Source organism: Acinetobacter genomosp. 15BJ (genome assembly GCF_000400715.1).
In the GTDB taxonomy this organism is placed as follows: Bacteria; Pseudomonadota; Gammaproteobacteria; order Pseudomonadales; family Moraxellaceae; genus Acinetobacter.
The window spans coordinates 1,740,992-1,764,166 of sequence record NZ_KE007347.1 but is presented as its reverse complement, the minus strand read 5'-3'; the positions used below and the strand labels follow the sequence as shown (position 1 = coordinate 1,764,166).

13 protein-coding genes are annotated in these 23,175 nt (G+C 42.9%); 10 read left to right on the top strand and 3 right to left on the bottom strand.

The genetic code is table 11. The annotated features are described in order from the left end of the window. Window positions 1-200 precede the first annotated feature (200 nt). The 5 genes from F896_RS06025 to F896_RS06040 all read left to right on the top strand — a co-directional run bounded on the left by F896_RS06025 (window position 201) and on the right by F896_RS06040 (window position 7,064). A complete protein-coding gene (locus F896_RS06025; RefSeq protein WP_016164385.1) occupies window positions 201-1,466 on the top strand; it encodes an OprD family outer membrane porin in 1,266 nt (421 codons plus the stop codon). Window positions 1,467-1,784: 318 nt separating this feature from the next. Further along, window positions 1,785-4,619, top strand: a complete 2,835-nt coding sequence (locus F896_RS06030; RefSeq protein ID WP_016164384.1) for a TonB-dependent receptor domain-containing protein — start codon at window positions 1,785-1,787, stop codon at window positions 4,617-4,619. A gap of 60 nt (window positions 4,620-4,679) precedes the next feature. After that, window positions 4,680-5,027, top strand: a complete 348-nt coding sequence (locus tag F896_RS0119970; protein WP_018678903.1) for a DUF3649 domain-containing protein — start codon at window positions 4,680-4,682, stop codon at window positions 5,025-5,027. A 4-nt stretch (window positions 5,028-5,031) separates the two neighbouring features. Next, a complete protein-coding gene (locus F896_RS06035; RefSeq protein WP_016164382.1) occupies window positions 5,032-6,729 on the top strand; it encodes a PepSY-associated TM helix domain-containing protein in 1,698 nt (565 codons plus the stop codon). Beyond that, window positions 6,729-7,064: a DUF3325 domain-containing protein gene (locus F896_RS06040; protein WP_016164381.1), complete on the top strand. Its 336-nt coding sequence runs from the start codon at window positions 6,729-6,731 to the stop codon at window positions 7,062-7,064. The genes F896_RS06035 and F896_RS06040 overlap by 1 nt, the downstream gene beginning before the upstream one ends. A gap of 83 nt (window positions 7,065-7,147) precedes the next feature. Here the strand turns inward: F896_RS06040 and F896_RS06045 are convergent, their stop codons facing one another. The 3 genes from F896_RS06045 to F896_RS06055 all read right to left on the bottom strand — a co-directional run bounded on the left by F896_RS06045 (window position 7,148) and on the right by F896_RS06055 (window position 11,201). After that, window positions 7,148-9,640 (bottom strand): TonB-dependent siderophore receptor, encoded by a 2,493-nt coding sequence (locus F896_RS06045; RefSeq protein WP_016164380.1) that lies wholly within the window; start codon window positions 9,638-9,640, stop codon window positions 7,148-7,150. Between the two features lie 66 nt (window positions 9,641-9,706). After that, complete coding sequence (locus tag F896_RS06050) at window positions 9,707-10,663, bottom strand: FecR family protein (RefSeq protein ID WP_016164379.1); 957 nt, start codon at window positions 10,661-10,663, stop codon at window positions 9,707-9,709. 22 nt (window positions 10,664-10,685) lie between these two features. Then, entirely contained in the window at window positions 10,686-11,201 is a 516-nt protein-coding gene (locus F896_RS06055) for a sigma-70 family RNA polymerase sigma factor (RefSeq protein ID WP_016164378.1), read from the bottom strand. A 232-nt stretch (window positions 11,202-11,433) separates the two neighbouring features. Between F896_RS06055 and F896_RS06060 the strand changes: the two genes are divergently transcribed. From F896_RS06060 to F896_RS06080, 5 genes are all read left to right on the top strand, one after another. Continuing rightward, window positions 11,434-12,645: an efflux RND transporter periplasmic adaptor subunit gene (locus F896_RS06060; RefSeq protein ID WP_016164377.1), complete on the top strand. Its 1,212-nt coding sequence runs from the start codon at window positions 11,434-11,436 to the stop codon at window positions 12,643-12,645. A 4-nt stretch (window positions 12,646-12,649) separates the two neighbouring features. Then, window positions 12,650-15,739, top strand: coding sequence for a multidrug efflux RND transporter permease subunit (locus tag F896_RS06065; protein ID WP_016164376.1), 3,090 nt, complete (start codon window positions 12,650-12,652; stop codon window positions 15,737-15,739). Beyond that, window positions 15,736-18,843 carry an efflux RND transporter permease subunit gene (locus F896_RS06070; RefSeq protein ID WP_016164375.1) on the top strand — a complete coding sequence of 1,036 codons (3,108 nt, stop codon included), beginning with the start codon at window positions 15,736-15,738 and terminating at the stop codon, window positions 18,841-18,843. The genes F896_RS06065 and F896_RS06070 overlap by 4 nt, the downstream gene beginning before the upstream one ends. 9 nt (window positions 18,844-18,852) lie before the next feature. Beyond that, window positions 18,853-20,256: an efflux transporter outer membrane subunit gene (locus F896_RS06075; protein ID WP_016164374.1), complete on the top strand. Its 1,404-nt coding sequence runs from the start codon at window positions 18,853-18,855 to the stop codon at window positions 20,254-20,256. A gap of 378 nt (window positions 20,257-20,634) precedes the next feature. Then, window positions 20,635-23,100, top strand: a complete 2,466-nt coding sequence (locus tag F896_RS06080; protein ID WP_016164373.1) for an acyl-CoA dehydrogenase — start codon at window positions 20,635-20,637, stop codon at window positions 23,098-23,100. The last annotated feature ends 75 nt before the right edge of the window (window positions 23,101-23,175 follow it).

Sequence of the window (23,175 nt, the reverse complement as noted above, 5' to 3'; positions counted from 1 at the left end):
TATAACTATATACTTCATTATATATGGAAAATTACATTAATAATTCAAATAATAAGGTGTGACCAATATTTACTCAAATATATCTTTCTGAATTTATGTCAGTTTTAAAGGTATCGGCAAGTATGGTCTCAGTTGTGAGGACGGTCTTAACTCTCAGCGTGAATGAATAAGAATTTCAAATACTCAGGAAAGGATTTCCCATGTTAAAACCAGATACGCTGTATAAAGCACAGCGCGTAGCACTGTACACACTCTTTGGCTGTCTAAATATCAATGTGGCTTATGCAGATTTTTTTGAAGACAGTGAAAAAAGCATTTACCTGCGTAATTTTTATTTAGAACGGGATTTTGAAAATACCAATAAAGATCTGGGTAGTTGGTCTCAGGCGATGACAGGACGTTTTGAATCTGGTTATACCGATACACCAATCCAAGTCGGTTTGGATTTGGGGTTTCAATATGCATTGCGTTTAACAGATCGCTACGATGAACGTCTGGATACCGTATTTAAATACGATCAGCACGAAGGTCGGCAGGAGCGTGATTATTTAAAATTAGGCGCGACTTTAAAATTTAAATATCACAATACTGAACTGAAAGTCGGTGAGCTTTTCCCCAAAACACCGGTACTGTTTATTGATGATTCTCGGCAATTGGTCACCACTTATGCAGGTGCAATGCTAGAAAGTAAAGACATCAAAAACTTAAAAGTGTCAGCAGGGCGATTTACCCATGTGAATGCTCGAGATGATGATGAGTATCGAAAATTTACCTTAGGCAACTCGACAGACCCAAACAAAAGAAGTGACGGGCTGAATTTTCTGGGTCTCGATTATAATTTTACTCCTCAGTTGACGGGTTCTTATTGGTTTGGGCAGCTTGAAGATATCTATCAACAACAATATTTGAGTGCGGCCTTTACTGAAACGGTCAACAAAAGCAAGCTTAAAGTGGACGCCCGCTATTTTAACTATAAAGAAGATGGGGATGCCTATTTTGGCGATATTGATGTCCAATCAATTGGTCTGCAAGCCAGTGTACAAAATGGACCACATACCATTTTGACAGGTTTGCAAAAGCATATGGGTGAGGACAATATTCCTTTGTTGAATGGTTATGTACCACAAGCCTATTTACAGAGTTGGTCTGCAATTGCTTTCTACAAAGCTAAAGAGTTCACTTGGCATGTTTTATATAGTTATGACTTTAAAGAGCAAGGTATCCCTGGGTTAAAACTGACATTACGCTATTTAAATGGCAGTGAAATCTATCGTGAAGGGTTTAAGGATAATAAAGAAACCGAGAAAAATGTGATCGTCAATTACACCGTACCTGAAGGTAAACTGAAAGGCTTGGGCTTTGAATGGCGACATATTCGAGCTGATATTAAATATGGTGCAGGCAATAACCCAGGTACAGATTTTGTCGAAAATCGAATCATGACGACGTATACACATAAGTTTTAATTGTCGATTCAATATAAGAATTGAACAGCCCATCTTATTCAAATTCGCGAATAAGATGGGCTTATTTTTTAATCATAATCACTAAAACCTGCAAACACTTAGCTCCACATCTTCCTAAAATTTGGCGCTTTATCCGTTGTTAAGACTGATTGATCAGGTTACCCATCTCATAAGCTTTTGTTGTTATTGATGACTTTAAAATATGGAGGGATATGGAGTACTAATGTTATTATTGATAATAATTATCATTATTATTGTCATTTTTGTTTGTTTTGTGTATTATTCACGAAATTTTTAATAATGAATTAAGGTTCTTACGTGTTAGAACAAAATAAATCTCTCAAATCATCTCAATTTATTAGAACAACATTATGTACTTCAGTTTTACTGGTGTTGTCTTCATCACAAGTCTTTGCACAGGACAGCGTAGATAAAGCCTCGACGCTGCCAACCATTGCGGTGACAGCAAGCAAGGTTGATGTTGCCTATAAATCGGGCAATATGGATATTCCACGTACCGAAGACGATGTCCAAGCCTACACCATGATTGAGCGGGAAGAGATTGAGCGCTCAGGTACCACCACGGTCACCGAGTTATTGTCTAAAGTATTACCGATGGCGACCTCAACCAATAACTCCAGCTATTTCTCAGGCACATCAAGTCAAATTAATTTACGTGGACTTGGCGCAAGCCAAACTTTGGTATTGATTAATGGCCGCCGTAGTGCGGGAACAGGCAGTCGTGGTACTTCTGAATCTACCGATCAACCCAATTTAAATAATATACCATTGGCTGCAATTGAACGGATTGAAGTATTACCGACATCAGCTGCCGCGATTTATGGCAGTGGGGCGATTGGTGGTGTGATCAATGTGATTTTGCGTAAAGACTATGTTGGCACTGAAGTGAATGTGCGCTATAGCGATACCGTGGATAATCAACAACCCGCCAAATCTTTTAATTTGGTTTCAGGTTTTTCTTTGGAAGAAGGTCGTACCCATGTGATGTTGACCGCTTCCAAAAAAGACCAAGATAGTTTGCTAGCGAGTGAACGTGACTGGAAGAGTAAATCACGCCAAAATATTTTAAAAAATAATCCGAATAGTCTTATTGGGGACAAGGTCAATCCACCAGCAGGCAATTTAACCAATATTCGTAGTAAAGATGGTTCTGAATTAGTGCCAGGATGGGGCTCATCTATGGCGCATCTTCCCAAAGGTTGGAATGGCGATCTGAGCAAACTAGGTCAAGGCTATGCCTTAGGTTTGTCAGATGGAGTGAGCGGCTGGTCGGGGAAAGAGGGATTACTTTATGATACCAAGACCGAAGCATTTGGACTTTCTTTAAATCGTGATTTTACTGACCGTCTGAATGTGTTTCTTGAAGCAGGCTATGAAAAAGAAGAGGGTTGGTCATTTAATACCTCACCGCATGGTTATGGTGTTGTGACAGTGAGCAAAAATAGCCCGCATAATCCATTTGGTAAGGATATTTTGGTCAACTATCCATTGAGTTTAGATAGCCTAGGCGCTTATGCCAAGGATACATTTGAAACCACCCAGAAGAAAGTTGCAACGGGTTTTACCTTTGACCTTACACCAGAATGGATACTCTCGGCAGATTATGCATGGAGTAAATCGGATATTCGTCAACGTTATACGCGTAAAGGCAGCAACAATCCGAAAGCCAGTGCATGGAACAAAGATACCGCTAATAATGCAATTGATTTTTTGCAAGATTTCACCACTACACCAACTGACTTAATTTCAAAATACTGGAACTATCCAAAAAATAATACGCAGCAGACTTTAAATGATTTCTCGATTCGAGCTACTGGTCCAATTGCAAAATGGTATGCAGGCGATATTCGATTAGCCACAGGGATTGAACACCGTCGTTACGAAAGTGAAGGTTTTGCGGATCATCAACATGTCGACAATCCTTGGGTAAAACCTGCCGAGCGTAAGAGCAATGCATCCAGTGTTTACACGGAATTTAATATTCCCCTGATTTCACCTGAGCTGAATTTACCTTTCGCCAAATTACTCGATGTGCAACTGGCTGCGCGTTATGAGGATTTCAATGTCCAAGCCAAGATACCGCAATATGACAGTAAAATTGATCCAGCTACAGGCTATCGTTCCAAGTTTTTAAATTATCATGATTCAGGTAAATCGAAATTTGATGCGATCACGCCAACAGTAGGTTTCCGCTTTGCACCGAATGACCAATTGATGTTCCGTGCGTCTTATAGTGAAGGCTTTGTCACACCATCAGTTTCACAGATTTCTCAAGCGACTTCGACCCAAGTGACGGGAGCGACATTAACCGATCCTGCAACGGGCAAAATCATTAACACATATGAAAGCATTTCTGGCGGTAACCCTGATCTGACGCCAGAAAGTTCAAAGAGTATTAATGCTGGTATTGTATTAACCCCTGAGGCGATTCCAGATTTGCGCTTATCCATTGATTATTACAACATCAAAAAAACCAATAATATCAGTTCGATCAGTGCGCAATATATTTTAGACAATCAAAGCAAATATGGTAGCCGTATTCAACGCAATCAAGCTGGCGATGTGGTTTCAATTGATATCACGCCCTTCAACGCTTTAAACCTTAAAACCAGTGGGATCGATACCAACTTAAATTATCGCTTTGATAGTGTGATTGGAGAAACCACCTTTAATTTGGGCTATACCCATGTCAATGAATATCGCCAACAACATAATTTGATTGATCCAGAGAAGAATTTTGTCAGTGTGGTTGGTGGTGCGGTCTCGGATGCACCCCTGAAAAATCGTGCCAATGCTTCGATTTATCTACAAGCCAATGACAATTGGGGCTTTGGTTGGGCAAGCCAATATTATGGTTCGTACGAAATGGTTGATGCTTCTGCGATTTTGAATCAAACGGGTCGTGCCGATCAAAAATTAAAAATCGAAGATCAAATTTATCATGACATTTTTGCCAAAGTGAAATTGCCGAGCAGTAAATTACTAAAACACAGCTCAAGCGAATTGAGTTTCGGTATTCAAAATCTATTTAACGATTACACAGTCGACATGTCTGGAACGCAGTCTTACCTCAGTAAATATAGTGATGTCCGTGGTCGCCAATATTATCTCAATCTCAAGTTTTCTTTCTAATCTTCCTGAAATGCAGGTGGCGATTATTTTGCATCGTCGTCACCTGACTGGGTGTCTTTTATGAATATTGAAGCGTCTGTGCCCTTGGCCTCCGCCAAAAGGGTCACAAAAAAGAAGGTGGAACAATCATCATTGATTAAATATCGATTGATGATTTTTTCACGTTTTGTCTTGGCTATTTTTGGTGGTTATTACTTTGCTGCGATTGCTGCAATGTTAATGGGGGCTCTGTTTACCACCGAGCCTTTAAAAGCCAATGCCGTGTTTGGGGCGACCATGCTGGCATTTGTGATTCATTGTGCCGTGTTTATTTGGGTGTTTCTGGTCAACTCGACTTTGAAAGTCTGGTTGGGAGTCATTGTTCCCAGTGTATTGATGACGTTGATGTATTGGTTTTTAAAAGGGTAAAGTCATGCGTGTTGATGGTAAAAATGAAGGCCCACGCCAGTCGATGTCATGGTTACATACATGGACCAGCCTGCTCTTGGGATGGCTGCTTTACGCCGTTTTTCTGACGGGCACGCTCAGTTTTTTCCAAAATGAAATTACGGTGTGGATGAAACCTGAATTGCATCAGTCTGTGAATAGTACCTCTCAGCAGCAACAACTGGGTTATGCACTCCAGTATTTGCAGCAAAACGGGCAACCTGCCGAAAGTTGGAATATCCGTTTTGCCAATGAACGCCAACCGGCCATTATGCTGAATATCCGTAAGCCGGGTGAAGGTCGCCGTCGGGGTGGTGAAATCTATTTAGATGCACAAACGGGACAAGAGATTAAAGCACGTGAAACGCGTGGTGGAGGTTTCTTATATCGTTTCCATTTTGAACTCTATGGCATGCCACGCATTTGGGGGCGCTGGATCGTTGGTATCGCAACCTTATTCATGTTTGTGGCGATCATCAGCGGTATTATCACTCATAAAAAGATTTTCAAAGATTTCTTTACCTTCCGTCCAGCCAAAGGCCAGCGTTCATGGCTTGATGGGCATAATGCAACAGCGGTATTTGCCTTACCTTTTCATATCATGATCACCTTTAGCGGCTTGTTGCTGTTGATGTTTATGTTTATGCCTTGGGCGATGAACAGCCATTATGGAAGTGGGCAAAATTTCTATCAAATGCTGAATGAACCTATTGCTAAAACACCTGAGCAAGCACGTCTACTCGCTGAGCAAAAACAAAAAGAAGCTGCCGAAGAAGGACGTGGTAATCGAGGCGGCGGCCGTCGCGGTGAGGCTGAACAGGCGGCACCTGTACTTGCCGCAGCACCGATGGTGAATTTAGTCACATTGAGTCAATACGTTCAACAAGGTTGGGAGGATAACCCGATTGCTTCAATTCGAGTGAATAAACCGAATACCGTTGAAGCAGACGTTCAATTTAATGCAACCCATACCACCACATTGCTTGATCGAGAAAGCATTCCTTCAATGAAGTTTAATGCGGTGACAGGACAACTGATTGATGAAGCCAAACCTGTTAACTCAACTTCAAAAGCCATTTATACCCTAGTGACATGGTTACATATGGCACATGGGGTGGATTCAGTCCTACGTTGGTTATTATTTTTATCGGGTATCTTGGGTACCATGATGGTGGCTTCTGGTCTGATCTTGTGGGTAGTCAAACGGATTCCAGATGTACAGAAGTTGGGCTATAAGCCTTTTGGTCATCGTGTGGTTGAAGTGCTGAATATTACCGCAATCACAGGTTTACCGATTGCCTGCGCAGCTTATTTCATTGCCAATCGTTTTATCCCAGCTCAGTTGGCAGAACGTTCTCCACTAGAGATTAATGTGTTCTTTATCGTATGGCTGTTGTGTTTAATTCATGCGGCTATTCGAGCGCATCGTCCCGCATGGTTGGAACAACTGGCTTTAGCAGCGGTATTGTTCCTGTTTATGCCAATTCTAAACTTCTTAACAGGCGGTCAGGCACTGTGGATGAGTATCTATCATGGACAATGGATGATCGCCAGTTTTGATCTAGTGTGTATTATTTTAGGTCTGATTTTTATCTACTCTTACTACAAATTAAAGCGTTACCAAGGTTTAGCGGTGAAGCAGAAAAAACAGCCTAAAGTTCAAGCTGGACAGGAGCAAGCATAATGGCAGCATTGATGTTGTGGTGTGTTGCTGTGGTGGCGTTATCAGCACTTGCCTGTGGGATGAGTAAGCATCAGCGCGATATTTTTAGTGCTCAGATTTCAGCGCAGAATAGTCGACGGTTTGAAATCGCAGGTTGGGTAATGTTACTTCTCTCTGCGCTGGTCATGATTTATATTAAAGGGGCTTCGGTCGGTTTATCTGAGTGGTTGGGGTGTATCACTTTTGCTGCTTTGGCAGTGGGGTTATTATTAACCTATCAACCTAAAAAACTGTTGCAGGCGAATGCGATTGTGACTGTTGTATTTGGGCTGCTGTTGATCGTGACTTTGATTTAAGCTTTGCTTGTATCAATGTGAAATAAAAAGAGGAAACGAATGTTTCCTCTTTTTATTTTGGTTATGAATTGATTTTTAGAGCTTTAGTAACTTGCTTTTAAAGTCAAAAGGAAGTTACGTGGTTCGCCATAAAAATTACCATAACCTGGATAGCCGATTGTACTGTAATAGGTTTTGTCAAAAATATTATTTAAGTTAAGTGCGATATTCCATTGCGGATTAATATCATAAGCGACACGAGCTGACCAAATAGCATAATTGGGTTGAACCAGCTCAATACTTTTCCAAGCACCATCAAACTTTTGTGTTACTGGATTAAACTCTCTGACTGATCCTGCTGCATAGTTTTTACTTTGAGCAATTACACCTCCGCCTATTTCTAAGCCATCGACAATTTGATCAAGCTGATAGGTTGTCCAAATTTTTAACAGATTTTTAGGGGTGTAGCTATTGTAGGGATTTTCAGTATTATCCTTTTTCTCATTTTTATTGTAGGTATAACCTACAGATAAATTCCATTCAGGGCTAATATTGCCATTCAGTTCAACATCAACCCCTTTACTTTCCATAGAGCCTGTACCGATATAACAGCATAATGAGTTACTGTTTGGAATGCTGGTATAGGCGTTATACACTTTTTCCTTTTCTTTTTTGATATCGAAGTAAGCAATCGATGCAAGCAAGTTTGCATTAATTTGATGCTTGATACCAAATTCAATATTCCGCCCGGTTAATGGTTCTAGTCCAGCACCATCGACCGCTGTCAAATAGTTCCGCTGATTTTTATAAATTTCTGCAAAGCTTGCATAGGCTGTAGTAGAAGGCAAAATATCATAGGTAATCCCATAATAAGGAACAAATTTTTTGTCTTCTGTATAGGTGTTTTCAATATTACTATTTTGGTTATTGATGGTTAACTCATCTTTAAAGGTATAACGGCCACCAAGAATGAGGGCTAAATCATCAACAGGGCGTAATTTTAAAGAACCATAAAGTGCAGATTTATTATTCTTGTTGGTCGTATTGGTTGCCCAAGAGAGCGCAGGGTAGTCCCATTCTGGTGGTGCAACGCGATTAAATGCATCGCCATCGGCATAATAAGTCCAATTTAGTCGATAATCTTTTTGGTTATTACTGTGGTCGATACCCAAAATCAGATCATGCTTTTGTTCAAATAAATTAAAGCTGCCTTGTAGGTTTAAATCCATAGTTGTTTCTTTAAAGCGCGTATCATCCTGATAGCGCCACCATTGGCTTTGGTGAGTGTCATAACTGACAGCACCTTCCATTTCAGCGCTGTTAATCGCATCATTACCAATGTTGTGACGCACATTCAGTTGTGTTTTCCAGTCATCATTAATTTGATGTTGGAGATTGGCGAAGAAGGATGTGTTTTTACGTTCGATCCAACCCCAAGGTGCTCCCATCGTCGTACTGCGGGGTAAATGTAGATCTGCGCCATCTTCCCAACGAGGTAAGCTAGCATTAAAAGCATCCACTTTATCTTTTTGATAACTGACACCTGTAAACAATGTTGTTTCGGGTAATAAGTCAAAGCTTAATGCACCGTAGACCATTTCACGGCGGCTTTGTGTTGGTTTGTAGAAGAAGTCTCGATCTTGAAAAACAGTGACCAAACGTCCCTTAACACTTTGATCTTGTGTTAATGAACCTGTCGCATCGAATTCACCACGATAATTATTCCAGCTACCTGCTGAAATTGATCCATTGATTTCGGTTTCTGCTTTTGGTCGTTTAGAGGTGAGATTAATCACACCGCCAGCTTCGCCAGCACCGAATAAACCATCTGCACCACGCAATACCTCAACTGCGTCATATTGTGCCATATCAGCACTGTTACTTCGGTCTTCTAGACTTGAAGTACTGCCGCCGTCATAACGGATATTTTCAATCTTTAGACCACGTGCACTATAGTTATTATTTAGCCAGAGCTGTTCGCGTGTTACACCTGTTGTTTGTACCATGACATCATCAAGGGTTTTTAGACCTTGTTCATCAAGACGCTGACGAGACATAACTGTTACAGATTGTGGTACCTCTTTAATATTCTGAGCTTGCTTGCCAACATTTGTCATATTTTGGCTGGCGGCTTTGATCGAAATTGTTGGAAGCTGTGTTGAATTGCTTTCTTGCTGAGCGTTGCTATTTTGAGCTTGATCTGCTCGTGTGTGAATCGCTTCTAATTGAACGACTTTAGGTTCAACAGCAGCCACAGTTGCTTTGGCTTGAATACTGTATCCCGCATTGGCAACTTTGATTGCTTCAAATGCATGTGGTTTGAGTAAGACATCTAACGCCGTTTCTACTGAATAATTCCCTTTGAGTGAAACATTTTTTATTTTTGCAAGCGCAGTCGAGTCATAACTGATGGTCGTCCCTGTTTGAATGGCGAGTTGCTTTAGTGCTTGGTCGAGTGTGGTAGGGCTAATCGAAATCTGATAAACATTGGTAGCATAAGCAGACGTTGTTGCAATGCTAAGAATGCTGAGTGGCATGCCCCATAAGATTGCGCGTACAGCCAACGCCAAGGTACTTTTGGCCTGATAATCCTTCATGTGGTCTTCTCGATTGGGAGTGTATTTCTCTATAAGTCGAACAAGATCAAAAAAAGGATCATCTTTTTATCTTTTTTTTATTTTTAATAAATACGGACTGTAATAGCTCAGCTCAAGTTGATGGGTATAGGCCAGTGTTTTTAAGCTTTGTTGAGGATTTTTTAATGAAAACACGCCTGAAACGCGAAGGTCTTTTAACGCTGGTTCGATAAAATAAGTGCCTTTTTGATAACGATATAGTTCACCAATGACTTTTTCTAGTGGCCATTGTTCTACCACCAGTAATTGTTGGGTCCAGTAGGGTTGCTCGTTATTCAATGGCAACGGTTTAGAGACCTGTTGACTGTCGAAATATGCACGTTGACCTTGCTGCAAAATTTGCCGTTGCCCAGAATCCTGCGGCTGTAAAGCAACAGCATGTTGATAGACTTTGACTCGAGTTTGGTCGTGATGCTCTTGTCGTACCGTAAACTGAGTACCCAAGGCCTCAATCGCGCCATCTTTGGTCTTCACCATAAATGGACGGTGTTGCGGATCTTTGGCGGTCTGGATATAAATTTCACCTTCGATCAGTTGAATCTGTCGAGTCTGTTCGGAGAAATTCACGTTGATATAACTATCACTGGCCAAGATCAAGGTTGAACCATCTTGCAGTGCAATGGTTTTAATTTCACCAACCTCGGTATGATCATCAGATTGCCATTTTGCCCAAGGCAACAAATACATTCCGCAGCTGATAACCAATAATCCTGACAGGCTGAACAGCATATTTCGTTTTGCAGTCAGATTAAATTTTTGCTTGGACTGGACTAAAGAATCTGAGGGAAAGTGGTTGGATAAACCTGTTAAGTCATGGGTAAATTTATTGATTTGCTGAATGGCTAGGGCATGCTCTTGTTTTTCTGCTTGCCAATGTTCAAATTGTTGCTGCTCTAACTCAGTCATTTCACCTGAATGTAATAGCACCAGCCAATCTGCGGCTTGGTCCAATACATGATCAGGGATTTTAGGGGCTTGAGACATAACAGCAAAGCAAATTCAGCAATTAATCGGTCTGATTATAAAGACTTATGCAGGCCAAGAAAGCCTGTTTCATATCTCTTTTAACCGTTGCTTCTGAAATATCCAGCTTTTCACAAATAGCTCGATAAGTCAGCCCGTCTAGTTGTGATAAGAGAAATACTTGAGCAGTACGTTGAGGTAGTTTTTCCAGCATTAAATGCACTTGATAAAGCGTTTCGCGAATACAGACTTCATGTTCAGCAGACGGATAATATTCTTCAGGCAGTTGTGCAAGCGCATCTAAATACAGGTGTTCTATATGTTGGCGACGCCAATGGTCGATGATCACATGTTTGGCGATGCCCATCAGCCATGCTTGAGGTTCTTTAATCTTTTCAAAGCAATAGTCACTTTTTAAGGCACGGTAGAACACCTCCTGACTCAAATCTTCAGATTGGTGATGATGTTGCAGTTTATGCTTAAACCATGACAACAGCGTGCATTGCTGGGCTTGATAAACTTGGCTAAACCATAACTGTTTTTCTACATTTAGGTTCATGACGGGGAGTCCACATATTGGCAGGGAGAAGCCAATCACAAGAGGATGAAAAAATATTTTCAAATAGTAATGATAATTGTTATTAATATCAATAAAATTGTATACAGACTTTTACAGAAAAAATTGAGCTGATTTTGATTTTCGTTCGACTAAACCAATGTAGGGAAGCATTTTGTGTTTTCTTCATCTCCCATATTTTTAATGAATTTTGTTTGATTAAGTAGAGCATGTCATGAGTGAACAACAAATTAATTTAAGACCACAACAGCCTTCTCGATCAAATAAAATTAAATGGTTGATTGCCGTGGCAGTGCTTTTATTGCTTATGGTTTGGGGATGGAATTATTGGAAAAAATCCCAAGCTGATAAACAAGAGTCGTTTAGCCAATGGAGTAAACCTGTACCTGTACGTGTGGTCGGGGTACAACGCGGCGACTTGCAATTACAAATTAAGGCGATTGGTACAGTCGTTCCAGCCAATACCGTGAATGTGCAGAGTCAGGTGTCAGGGGTGCTGCAAAAGTTGTATTTCCAAGAAGGGCAATACATCAGAAAAGGGCAGTTGTTGGCACAAATTGACCCGACACCATTTCAGGTGGGATTGGCACAGGCACAAGGGACACAACAGCAAAATTTAGCGCAGTTGCAAAATGCACAAACGGAATTGAATCGTTATCAGTTGCTCTATAAGCAAGACTCGATTGCCAAGCAACAGGTTGATCAACAACAAGCCTTGGTTAATCAGCTCAAGGGACAGATGCAAGCCAACCAAGCACAGGTGGATGCAGCCAAGTTACAACTGTCTTATACCAAAATATATGCACCGATTGAGGGTCGTGTTGGCTTTCGCTTAAAAGATGCCGGTAATTTAATCCAAGCCAATGAAGCAACAGGGTTGTTGAGTATTACCCAAATCCATCCTGTGTATATTCAGTTTGCGGTTGCTGAGAACTATTTAGATACGCTACGCCAAGCCACAAAAAATAAGCAAAGCATTCAAGTCAGTGCTTGGGATCGTACAGAACAAAAACAATTGGCCAAAGGTTCAGTTCAAGCATTGGATAATCAGATTGATTTGAATACTGGCACACTCAAAGTAAAAGCTGTGTTTGCCAACCTCGATGATGCTTTATTTCCAAATCAATTTGTCAATGTTCGTTTAGACGCCAAGACCTTGCAAAATGCGGTGCATTTACCGAGTGATGCCATCCAACATGGGGCAAAAGGCACCTATGTTTATATTGTGAATAAAGAAGATAAAGCCGAAGTACGTATGTTAAAGCTGGGTGCAGTTTCACAAGGACAGACCGAGATTATTGAGGGTTTACAGGGCAATGAACGGGTGGTGCTAGAGGGCATTGATCGACTTTCCGAAGGGCAAGAAATACAAATTGTTCAGGATGATGTTTCTAAGCCATTACCAGCAAAAAATGTAGCTGGATAAGCGCATGAATATGTCCAGATTCTTTATTTTACGACCCGTTGCAACCACTCTATTAATGTTGGCACTTTTTTTCAGTGGTCTACTGGTTTGGCGCATGTTACCCGTATCGGCATTGCCACAAGTCGATTATCCGATTATTCAGATATACACCTTTCAGCCGGGTGCAAATCCAGACACAGTACAGCGAACCATCAGCTCACCGTTGGAAAGGGAGATGGGCAAGATTGCAGGCTTGAAGCAAATGTCTTCAAATAGCTCGGTCGGTGCTTCGGTGATTACCCTGCAATTTGAGTTATCTGCCGAACTGGGCATTGTCGAGCAAGAAGTACAGTCGGCCTTAAGTACCGCAAGCAGTAAACTACCCAATGATTTACCGACACCACCGATTTATCGCAAAGTGAATCCTGCCGATGTGCCCGTGATTACCTTGGCAATTAGTTCTGATAGTTTGCCGCTGACTACGGTCTATGACATGGTCGATACGCGAGTGGCACAAAAACTGTCGCAGCTCTCTGGGGTGGGGATGGTCAGTCTTGCTGGTGGGCAACGTCCTGCGATTCGGGTGCAGATGAATCCAGCTGCTTTGGCAGCGTTTAAGCTCAGTGCTGAAGATGTGCGTGCAGCTATTTCTGCCGCCAATGCCAATCAACCGAAAGGGAGTTTTGATGGGCCTTTTCGGTCGACCATGCTGGATGCCAATGATCAGATGCGTTCGATTGCCGATTATGAAAACCTGATTTTACGTTGGAACAATGGCGCACCGATTCGCTTAAAAGACGTCGCACAAGTGCTTGAGGGTAGTGAAGATCGCTATATGGCTGCATGGGCAGACAGCCAGTCTGCTATTTTGGTGAATATTCAGCGACAACCCAATGCCAATGTGATTGAAGTGGCCGATCAGATCAAAAAAATACTACCAGAATTACAACAGAATCTACCCGACAATGTTCGTATCCGCGTACTCACTGATCGAACGGAAAGTATTCGTAGCTCGATTAAAGATGTGCAAAAAGAACTGGTCTTCGCCGTGTGTTTGGTGGTGTTGGTCACCTTCTTATTTTTACGTAATTTTGCTGCGACTCTAATTCCGAGTATTGCTGTACCGCTGTCGATTATTGGTACATTTGTGCTGATGTATTTCCTTGGCTTTTCGGTCAATAACCTGACCTTAATGGCATTAACCATCGCCACGGGCTTCGTTGTGGACGATGCCATTGTCATGCTCGAAAATATTGCGCGACACCGTGAGTCAGGTGAAAGCATGTTGCAAGCGGCATTGAAAGGTTCTAAAGAAATTGGCTTTACCCTAATTTCTTTGACGATTTCCTTGATTGCAGTTTTGATTCCTTTGCTCTTTATGGGTGATGTAGTTGGGCGTTTGTTCCATGAGTTTGCGGTGACACTGGCTGCTGCAATTGCACTTTCATTGCTCGTTTCGCTGACTTTAACCCCAATGATGTGTGCCTATTTACTCAAAGATGCACCCAAGCATGCAGAGCAGCCGAGTCGATGGAGTCTGGATCGAGTCATTCAGCATTATGCGAAGTTGTTGCAATGGGTACTTCGCCACCAAGTACTGACCTTGATGGTGATGTTGGCAACTGTGCTACTGGCAGGACTGTTGTATTGGTCGATTCCCAAGGGCTTTTTCCCTGTACAGGACAATGGTGTGATTCAGGTGGTGACGGAAGCGCCTGACCAGATTTCATTTCAGGCCATGAGTGAACGCCAACAGGCTTTGGCCGAAGTGATTTTAAAAGATCCTGCGGTTGCCAGCTTATCTTCCTTTATTGGTGTGGATGCCAATAATCCGAAGTTAAGTAATGGGCGTATTTTGGTGAATTTAAAAGCGCATGCTGAACGTGCACCTGCTGTGGAAGTGATGGCACGACTGAATGAAAATTTTGCACAGGTACATGGTATTAAAGGTTGGATGCAACCCGTACAAGAACTGAGTATTGAAGACAAAATTAGCCGCACCCAATATCAACTCAGTGTCACTGCACCGAAAAATCAATTGGTTGAGGAATGGACACCCAAACTGGTTCAGGCATTGCGCCAGCAGGCTGCTTTTGCGGAAGTAACCAGTGAGGATGCAGGACAGGGTTTACAGGCCTATATCGAGGTCAATCGTGATGCGGCTGCGCGTTTGGGATTAACCCTTGAAGACATTAGTCTGGCTTTGCAAAATCTATTTGCTCAACGCCAAATCGCAACTTTATACACGCAATCCAATCAATACCGTATTGTTTTAGAGTTAGACCCAAAACTCACCCAAGGGATTGAGGCCTTAAACCAAACCTATATACATAATAATCAAGGACAGCCGATTTTATTGAGCTCTGTTGCTACGATTGTCGAAAAACATGCGCCGATTCTTTTACAGCAGCAGTCGCAATTTCCTGCCGTTGGTATTTCCTTTAATTTAGCCAAGGATGTGTCTTTAGGCGAGGCGATTGAAGCGATTGAACAAGTGAAGCAAAGCCTTGAGCTACCGCCAGAGCTACAGGTTCAACTACAAGGGGCAGCCGCCGCTTTTGAAAATTCACAGCAACATACCTTTTGGTTGGTGATTGCTGCGATTGTGACCATGTATATTGTGCTCGGCATGTTGTATGAAAGCTTTATTCATCCTGTGACTATTCTTTCAACCTTACCTTCTGCCGCGATTGGGGCCTTACTGGCCTTGTTCATGGTGGGTCAGCCGTTGGATATGATTGCACTGATCGGGATTATTTTACTGATTGGTTTGGTCAAGAAAAACGGCATCATGATGGTCGATTTTGCACTTGCAGCGCAACGTCATCAGGGCTTGTCGGCTGAGCAGGCCATTTATCAGGCTGCTTTATTACGTTTCCGTCCGATTTTGATGACCACATTGGCCGCAGTGGTGGGTGCAATTCCGCTGATGCTGGCTTCGGGGTCTGGGGCTGAATTGCGACAACCTTTAGGTTTGGTGATGGTGGGGGGCCTATTGGTCAGTCAGGTGCTGACCTTGTTTACCACACCTGTGGTGTATCTGTTTTTTGATCGCCTGCAAGCCAAGCAAACCGATGTAAGCCTGCTTTCCAATCAGACAGGAGCATCGCAATGATGTTGCTGTCTGTGTTTGTACAACGTCCAGTGGCCAGTGTACTGTTGGGGATCGCCATCGTTCTGCTGGGTATATTGGCCTATTTGCGTTTGCCTGTTGCGGCATTACCGCAAGCGGATATTCCGACCATTGTGGTTAGGGCGAATTTGCCGGGTGCCAGCCCAGAAAGCATGTCTGCAACCGTTGCCACACCCTTAGAGCGTGCCATGATGGGGGTATCTGGGGTTAAGGCGATTAATTCATCCAGTAATCAAAGTTCGACACAGGTGGTTTTACACTTTGATTTAAATACCGATATTAACGAAGCTGCTCGTGAAGTTCAGGCTGCCATCAATGCCGCGATGTCGCAGTTACCTGCAGGCATGCCGAATCCGCCTGAGTATTTTAAAATCAATCCAAGCCAAAGCCCGATTTTCTATTTGGCTCTGAGTTCAAAACAACTTTCAGCGGCGAAGCTATATGAAATTGCATCCAACCACTTACAGCCCAATTTGGCACAGATCAGTGGAGTCGGTGAAGTGTCGATTGACGGGGCTTCTATGCCTGCCGTGCGTATCACCATCAATCCAACTGCTTTAGTTTCAACTGGCATTTCTCTCGAGCAAGTACGACAGGCTGTTGCGAAAAGTAATGTGGTGCAGGCATTGGGCGTGGTGGAGCAACAGCAATTACGTTGGCAAGTGGCACTTTCTACAGAATTAAAGAGCGCCCAAGATTTTGCCGATCTGATCATCCGACACACCGATCAAGGGGTTGTTCGCTTAAAAGATGTTGCAGAAGTGCGTGATTCGGTTGAAAACCGCTATGTCAGTGGTTTTCACAATGGACAGCCTGCTGTGATTTTAAAGATTAGCCGACAGCCCAATGCCAATACCGTGGCGACTATTGACCTGATTAAAGCCAAATTGCCCGTTCTAAGAGAACTGATGCCGAGTGATGCGCAATTGACTGTGGTGATGGATGGCTCAACTATTGTCCGTAACAGCTTGGAGGAAGCAAGGGATACCTTGCTTTTATCCATGTTGTTGGTGGTCATCGTTGTGGTGCTGATGTTGGGGCGACTGCAAAGTGCGGTGATTCCCGCAATGGCACTGTTGGTCACTTTAATTGGCGTATGCAGTCTGATTTATTTGGCTGGATTTTCACTGAATAACCTGTCAATTATGGCGATCATCGTGGCGATTGGTTTGGTGGTGGATGATGCCATTGTGGTACTCGAAAATATTGAACGCTATATCGAACAAGGCGATTCGCCTGCACAAGCAGCGGTAAAAGGCATTCAAGAAGTTGGCTTTACCTTGATTGCCATGAATCTGGCATTGATGGTGATTTTCCTCTCAGTCTTGTTTATGGGCGGTGTGATTGAACGCTTATCCAGGGAATTTTCGCTCACACTGGTGTTTGTGGTGGTGTTATCGGTCTTTGTGTCCTTAATTTTAACTCCTAGTTTGTCGGCGCGTTGTTTAAAACCGTTATCTTTGCATCAACCCTCACGACTGTATCGTTATAGTCATGATCTGATTCAGGGCTTGACCCAATCTTATATTCGCTCTCTTCATTGGGTACTCAAACATGCTTATCTGATTGTAGTGCTGTGGTTGGCTGCAATCGTGGCTTCGGTTTATCTTTATAATTTATTGCCAAAACGGGTATTGCCTGAACAGGACACAGGGCGAGTTGGTGCTTTTATTCGTGGCGATGATGGTTTCTCTTTTCAGATTATGCAGCCGAAGATCGCCGCATTTAACCAAGCCTTACTCAAAGATCCTGCGGTAAAGGATGTGGTCGGTACTTCAGGTGGCGGTGGTGGCATGACCAACTCATTTTTAATGGTCAGTCTCAAGCCAAAAGCTGAACGCGACGGTTTAACGTCCAAGCAAGTGGTTGAGCGTTTAAAGAAAAATGCACCTTGGCAGGCAGGGGCTGTGTTCTCTGCGGATGTTGAACAGGATTTGGAATTGGATGATCCTTTTTCCAGTGGCAATGCACAGGAATATTTATTGCTGCTGCAATCTGACAATGTAAGCTTACTGCGTGAATGGGCGCCCAAAGTGGCCGAGGCCATGCGTAAACTGCCTGAGTTTGAAGAAGTGGAAACACAGGGCGATGAAGGGGCGCAGCATGTTACTTTGGATATCGACCGTGAAGCCGCAAAACGACTGGGTATTGATATTGAAAATATTTCCAGTGTTCTCAATAACTCCTTCTCCCAACGGCAGATTTCTACAATTTATGATCGCAATGACCAGTTCTATGTGGTGATGGAAGTTGACCAACGTTTTACCGAACATCCTGAAGCTTTGGCGGATGTCAAAGTACCGAATCAACAAGGGACCTATGTACCCTTAAGTAATTTTGCCACGTGGCGTTATGGCATTAGCAATGATCGGGTTTATCGCCGTAATCAATTTGCTGCTATGGGTGTTGGCTATGTGGTGAAGAAAGGCTATAGCTATGAACAGGCGGATGCTGCGATTCGTCAGGTCTTGCCCGAGATCATGCTGCCAAAAGAAATCTTTGTGATGACCGATCGCGATGTCGAAACTGAAAGTCTACAGGCCGGAATCAGCACGCCCGCTTTGATCACCGCTGTGATTGTGCTGATTTTTATTGTCTTGGGAATCACTTATGAAAGTATTGTGCATCCTTTTACTATTTTATCCACCATTCCGACGGCGGCTTTGGGTGCTTTACTCAGCTTATGGCTGTTTCAGATTCCATTTAGCCTGATTGCCTTGTTAGGCATCTTTTTACTGATCGGAATTGTGGTGAAAAATGCGATCTTGCTGATTGATTTTACTTTGCAGCAACGGCGTCAAGGTCACACCGATTTAGACAGCATTATCGCTGCGGCAACATTGCGTTTCAGACCGATTTTAATGACCAATACTGCTGCTTTATTGGGTGCCATTCCTTTAGCACTTGGTTGGGGAGAAGGCTCGGAAATGCGGCAACCACTAGGGGTTGCCATTGTTGGCGGATTGGCACTGGGTCAATTATTAACCCTATATACCACCCCAGTGATGTATTTCATATTTGAAAAATTCGCTCAATTCCTGAATCGCTTCAGGCTGCGATTGAATATCTTGCGTTGGAGTAAATAGGAAGTCGCTATGAAAAAAACAGTTTTTACACTTTCTATGGGTATCACAGCGATGCTGCTGCTCACGGCATGTCAGTCCAGCACATTTAAGCCCGCAGCCTATCAGCAGCCCGTGATTCCGAGTACAGCGCAGTATAAATATGCAGATTTGCAGTGGATTGAAGCTTCTAAGATAGCAGTGACACCACAGCAATGGTGGGAGATGTATCAAGATCCGATTTTATCCAAACTGTTACAACAATTGGATCAGGACAACCTGAGCATCCAACAGGCACAAGCCAAATATCGCCATGCCACGGCACTGTTGGATGGACAACGTGCCAATGCACTTCCTAGTATCAGCATGGGTGGCAATGCCGATCAGACTGAAACCAAAAATTCCGGCAAGAATCGTCAGTTCGGTGCCAATGTCGCAGTGAGCTGGATTCCTGATCTTTGGGGGAGAGTTGCAAAAGCGGTCGAGGGTCAACAGGCTAACCTGCAAGCATCTGCTGCAGATTTGGCTGCTATTCAGCTAAGTCAGCAACTGCTCGCAGCAGAGGCCTATTGGAGTATTCGCTTGTTCGATGCCAAACTGGATGTGTTAAATCAGACCCAGCAAAGTTATCAACGTTCTGTGCGTATTTTACAGCAGCAATACCAAGCAGGCATGATTGCACGGGCCGATGTGATTCAGGCTGAGACCCAACTTAAACAGGTCGGGCTGCAATTGTTAGAGCTACAACGTAGTCGTGATTTGCAAGAAAATGTATTGGCGGTCTTAGTTGGACGCAATGTGACGGACTTTAATTTAAATAAAAATCGCTATCAATTTAGCACTCCTCAAATCCCGACTCAAATTCCAAGTCGGCTGTTGGCACAACGTCCCGATGTGATTCGTAGCGAACGGGAATTGGCAATGACACATGCGCAATTAGGCTTAGCACAAACTGCTTGGTTACCTGATTTGACCATCAGCTTGGATAGCAGTGCCAATAGTCAGGTCTTTCATACCTTATTGCAGTCACCCAATACTGCATGGTCGATGGGGGTAAAAGCCTTAGGCACATTGTTTGACGGAGGTAAACGACAGGCTGATATCCAACTGGCGCAGGCCAATTATGATGAAAAACTTGCAGCCTATAAGCAGTCAGTATTAACCGGTTGGAAAGAGGTGGAAGATGGCTTGGCGCAAGCGACTCACTTCCAGCAGCAGATTGTAGCGCAACAGCAACTGCTTAAGCTGTCAATTGAAAATGAACGGGTTGCTACGCAGCGTTATCAAGCTGGACTGGTCAGTTATCTGGAAGTTGCGACAGCACAGAATCTACGTTTGAGTGCAGAGGAACGCTTATTGGAATTACAGCAATTGCATTTGAAAAATTCAGCACAGTTGGTGGCTGCATTGGGTGGTGGGATGAACTCTTCATCTTGAATTGAGTCGGTTGAGTAACAGTTGCGGTGATCCAGTTTAGATATTTATACATACCAGATCACCGCCGTATACGCAGCTTGCTCAGTTATTTTTTTGCCGCGTGTCTTTAAAAGAACAGGGATTGATTATTTAATTTTTGCCTTTATGCAGTAAATGATGACGATTTTTTTGCAATATATTCAGGTAAGTCTGTGATTATAATTTTCAGTGTCATCTGAATGACTTTGTGTAAATTTTGGTAGTTAATCAAGCAAATAGATCATCGATCTGTAGAATGAAAAATAGCCGTTTTGTTTATTAAAGAATGACTTTAAATCAAAAATTAATTTAGATCTTTCTTATTTCATCTTCATCCCAATCTGAGATAACGGAGCAAATATGATTGTATTATTGATATTGCTTGGCCTATTGATTCAGTTAGTTGTGGTATGGGCTGTTTTTTATTTTGAAGCCAGTCGAGCTGTTGGCTGTGTTGTTTCCATTGTCACCGCGATTCTCTGTAGTGTGTTGATCACACCATGGAGTCTGTTACTGGGCGTACCGATCATCCTTGCCAGTATTGTTGTTTTGATCACACCTTTACGTGATGCATTGATTAGCCGACCTGCATTTAAGTTGCTTTCCAATGCCATGCCAAGCATGAGTATCACGGAAAGAGAAGCTTTAGAAGCGGGGACCAGTTGGTGGGAAAAAGAACTGTTTATGGGCGCGCCGGATTGGCAAAAGTTTGATCAATATCCTTATCCAACCTTATCAACAGAAGAACAGGCATTTTTAGATAATGAAGTACAACAGCTCTGTTCAATGTTAGATGAATGGCAGATTCATCATCAAGAAAAAGACCTGCCGCCAGAGGTCTGGCAATTTATCAAAGACAACGGCTTTTTAGGTCTGATTATTCCAAAATCATTTGGCGGTAAGCAATTTACGCCGTTTGCGCAAAGTCGGATTATGAGCAAGATTGCTTCTCGTTCACTGACTGCTGCAGTCAGCTGTATGGTGCCGAACTCGCTTGGGCCAGGTGAGTTACTGCTGCACTATGGTACAGAAGAGCAAAAACAACGCTATTTACCCGGATTGGCAAAAGGGACAGAAGTGCCTTGTTTTGGTTTGACCAGCCCTGAAGCTGGTTCAGATGCAGGTGCGATTCCTGACACGGGTGTGGTCTGTTATGGACAGTACCAAGGGCAAGAGGTGCTGGGTTTAAAAATGAACTTCTCCAAGCGCTGGATTACCCTTGCACCGATCGCCACTGTGATTGGTTTGGCGTTTAAGCTCTATGATCCAGAGGGCTTATTGGGAGATAAAAACAAAGTGGAATATGGCATTACTTGTGCCTTGATTCCAGCTGATCATGAGGGAATCCATATTGGCCCTCGACATAATCCAGGTGCGCCGTTTATGAATGGTACGGTTGAGGGCAGCGATGTCTTTATTCCATTGGACTGGATTATTGGTGGGCAGCAAAATGCAGGTAAAGGTTGGCGTATGTTGATGGAGTGCCTAGGCGTGGGTCGAGGTATTTCACTGCCTGCTTTGGCAACGGCTGGAGGAGAAATGAGCTACCTGTTGGTCGGTGCATTTGCCAGTGTTCGTCAACAATTCAAAATCTCGGTTGGGCATTTTGAAGGGGTACAAGAGGCGACCAGTGATATTGCCAGTGATGCCTATATGTTGGAATCATTCCGTTATTTGGTGACCTGTGGTTTAAACCAAGGTGGAACGCCTGCGGTGATGACCGCAATGGCCAAATACTATGCTACTGAAACCATGCGCAAAGTGGTGAATCATGGGATGGACGTGGTTGGTGGTCGGGCGATTCAATTAGGGCCACGTAACTTCCTTGCATTGACTTATCAATCCATTCCTGTGGCAATTACTGTAGAAGGCGCCAATATTCTGACTCGTTCATTGATGATTTTTGGTCAAGGTTCAATGCGTTGTCACCCTTATTTATTCGAAGAGTTGCAGTTATTGCAATCGGAGGATAAGGCATCTGCTTTCAAAGCTTTTTCTCCTTTACTATTTAAACATTTGGCCTATACCTTTAATCGGGCGGCGAGAGCAGCAGCATATTCTCTTACTGGTGGTTCAGATAAAGGCTCTCAACAAGCTGATGATTTTTCTAAAGCGTATTACAGCAAGATCAATCGTTTCAGTGCTGATTTTGCATTGACTGCAGATATGGCACTTGGAATTTTGGCAGGTGATTTAAAACGTAAAGAAATGCTGTCTGGTCGGTTGGCTGATATCCATTCCAACTTATTTATTGCTACAGCAATTTTAAAATACTATGAGCATGGTCAAAGAACTGAGGCTGAACAGAAACATGCAGAATTAGCCTTAAATAAAGCTTTATATCAAGTGCAAGAAGCGTTCTTTGGCTTCTATGACAATTTCCCAATGAAACTTGCGGCAACGATGGTGAAATTGCTGTGTTTCCCATTTGGCCGTCCAATTGCAGCGCCATCGGATCAGTTGAAACAAGAGGTGGCTCAGTTAATCATGCAAGAACATGCGTTCCGAGATCAGTTAAAACAGCACGTCTATTACAACACCGATGCTAACGATGTGATGGGACGTATGGAATCTACTTTTCAGGCATTATTGCCACTCCAACCGTTGTGGAATAAGTTTAAAAAGGCAGAATCGAAAGATCAGTTTAGTGGTCTCACTTTTGAAGAGCATATTGCCAATGCGATTGAAATTGGATTTATTACTACAGCAGAAGCCGAGTCCCTTTTACAATACAACGCCAAACGTTATGACAGTATGTTGACGGATATTTTTGATGCACATTTGGACGAGGAACTGCCACTGGATAATCCGCATCTTAAAACTTGATCGTTTTTAGTATCTTGAAATTAAGATAAAACAGTCCTGAATATATTGATGATGGTATTGTCCATGTTTTAATAA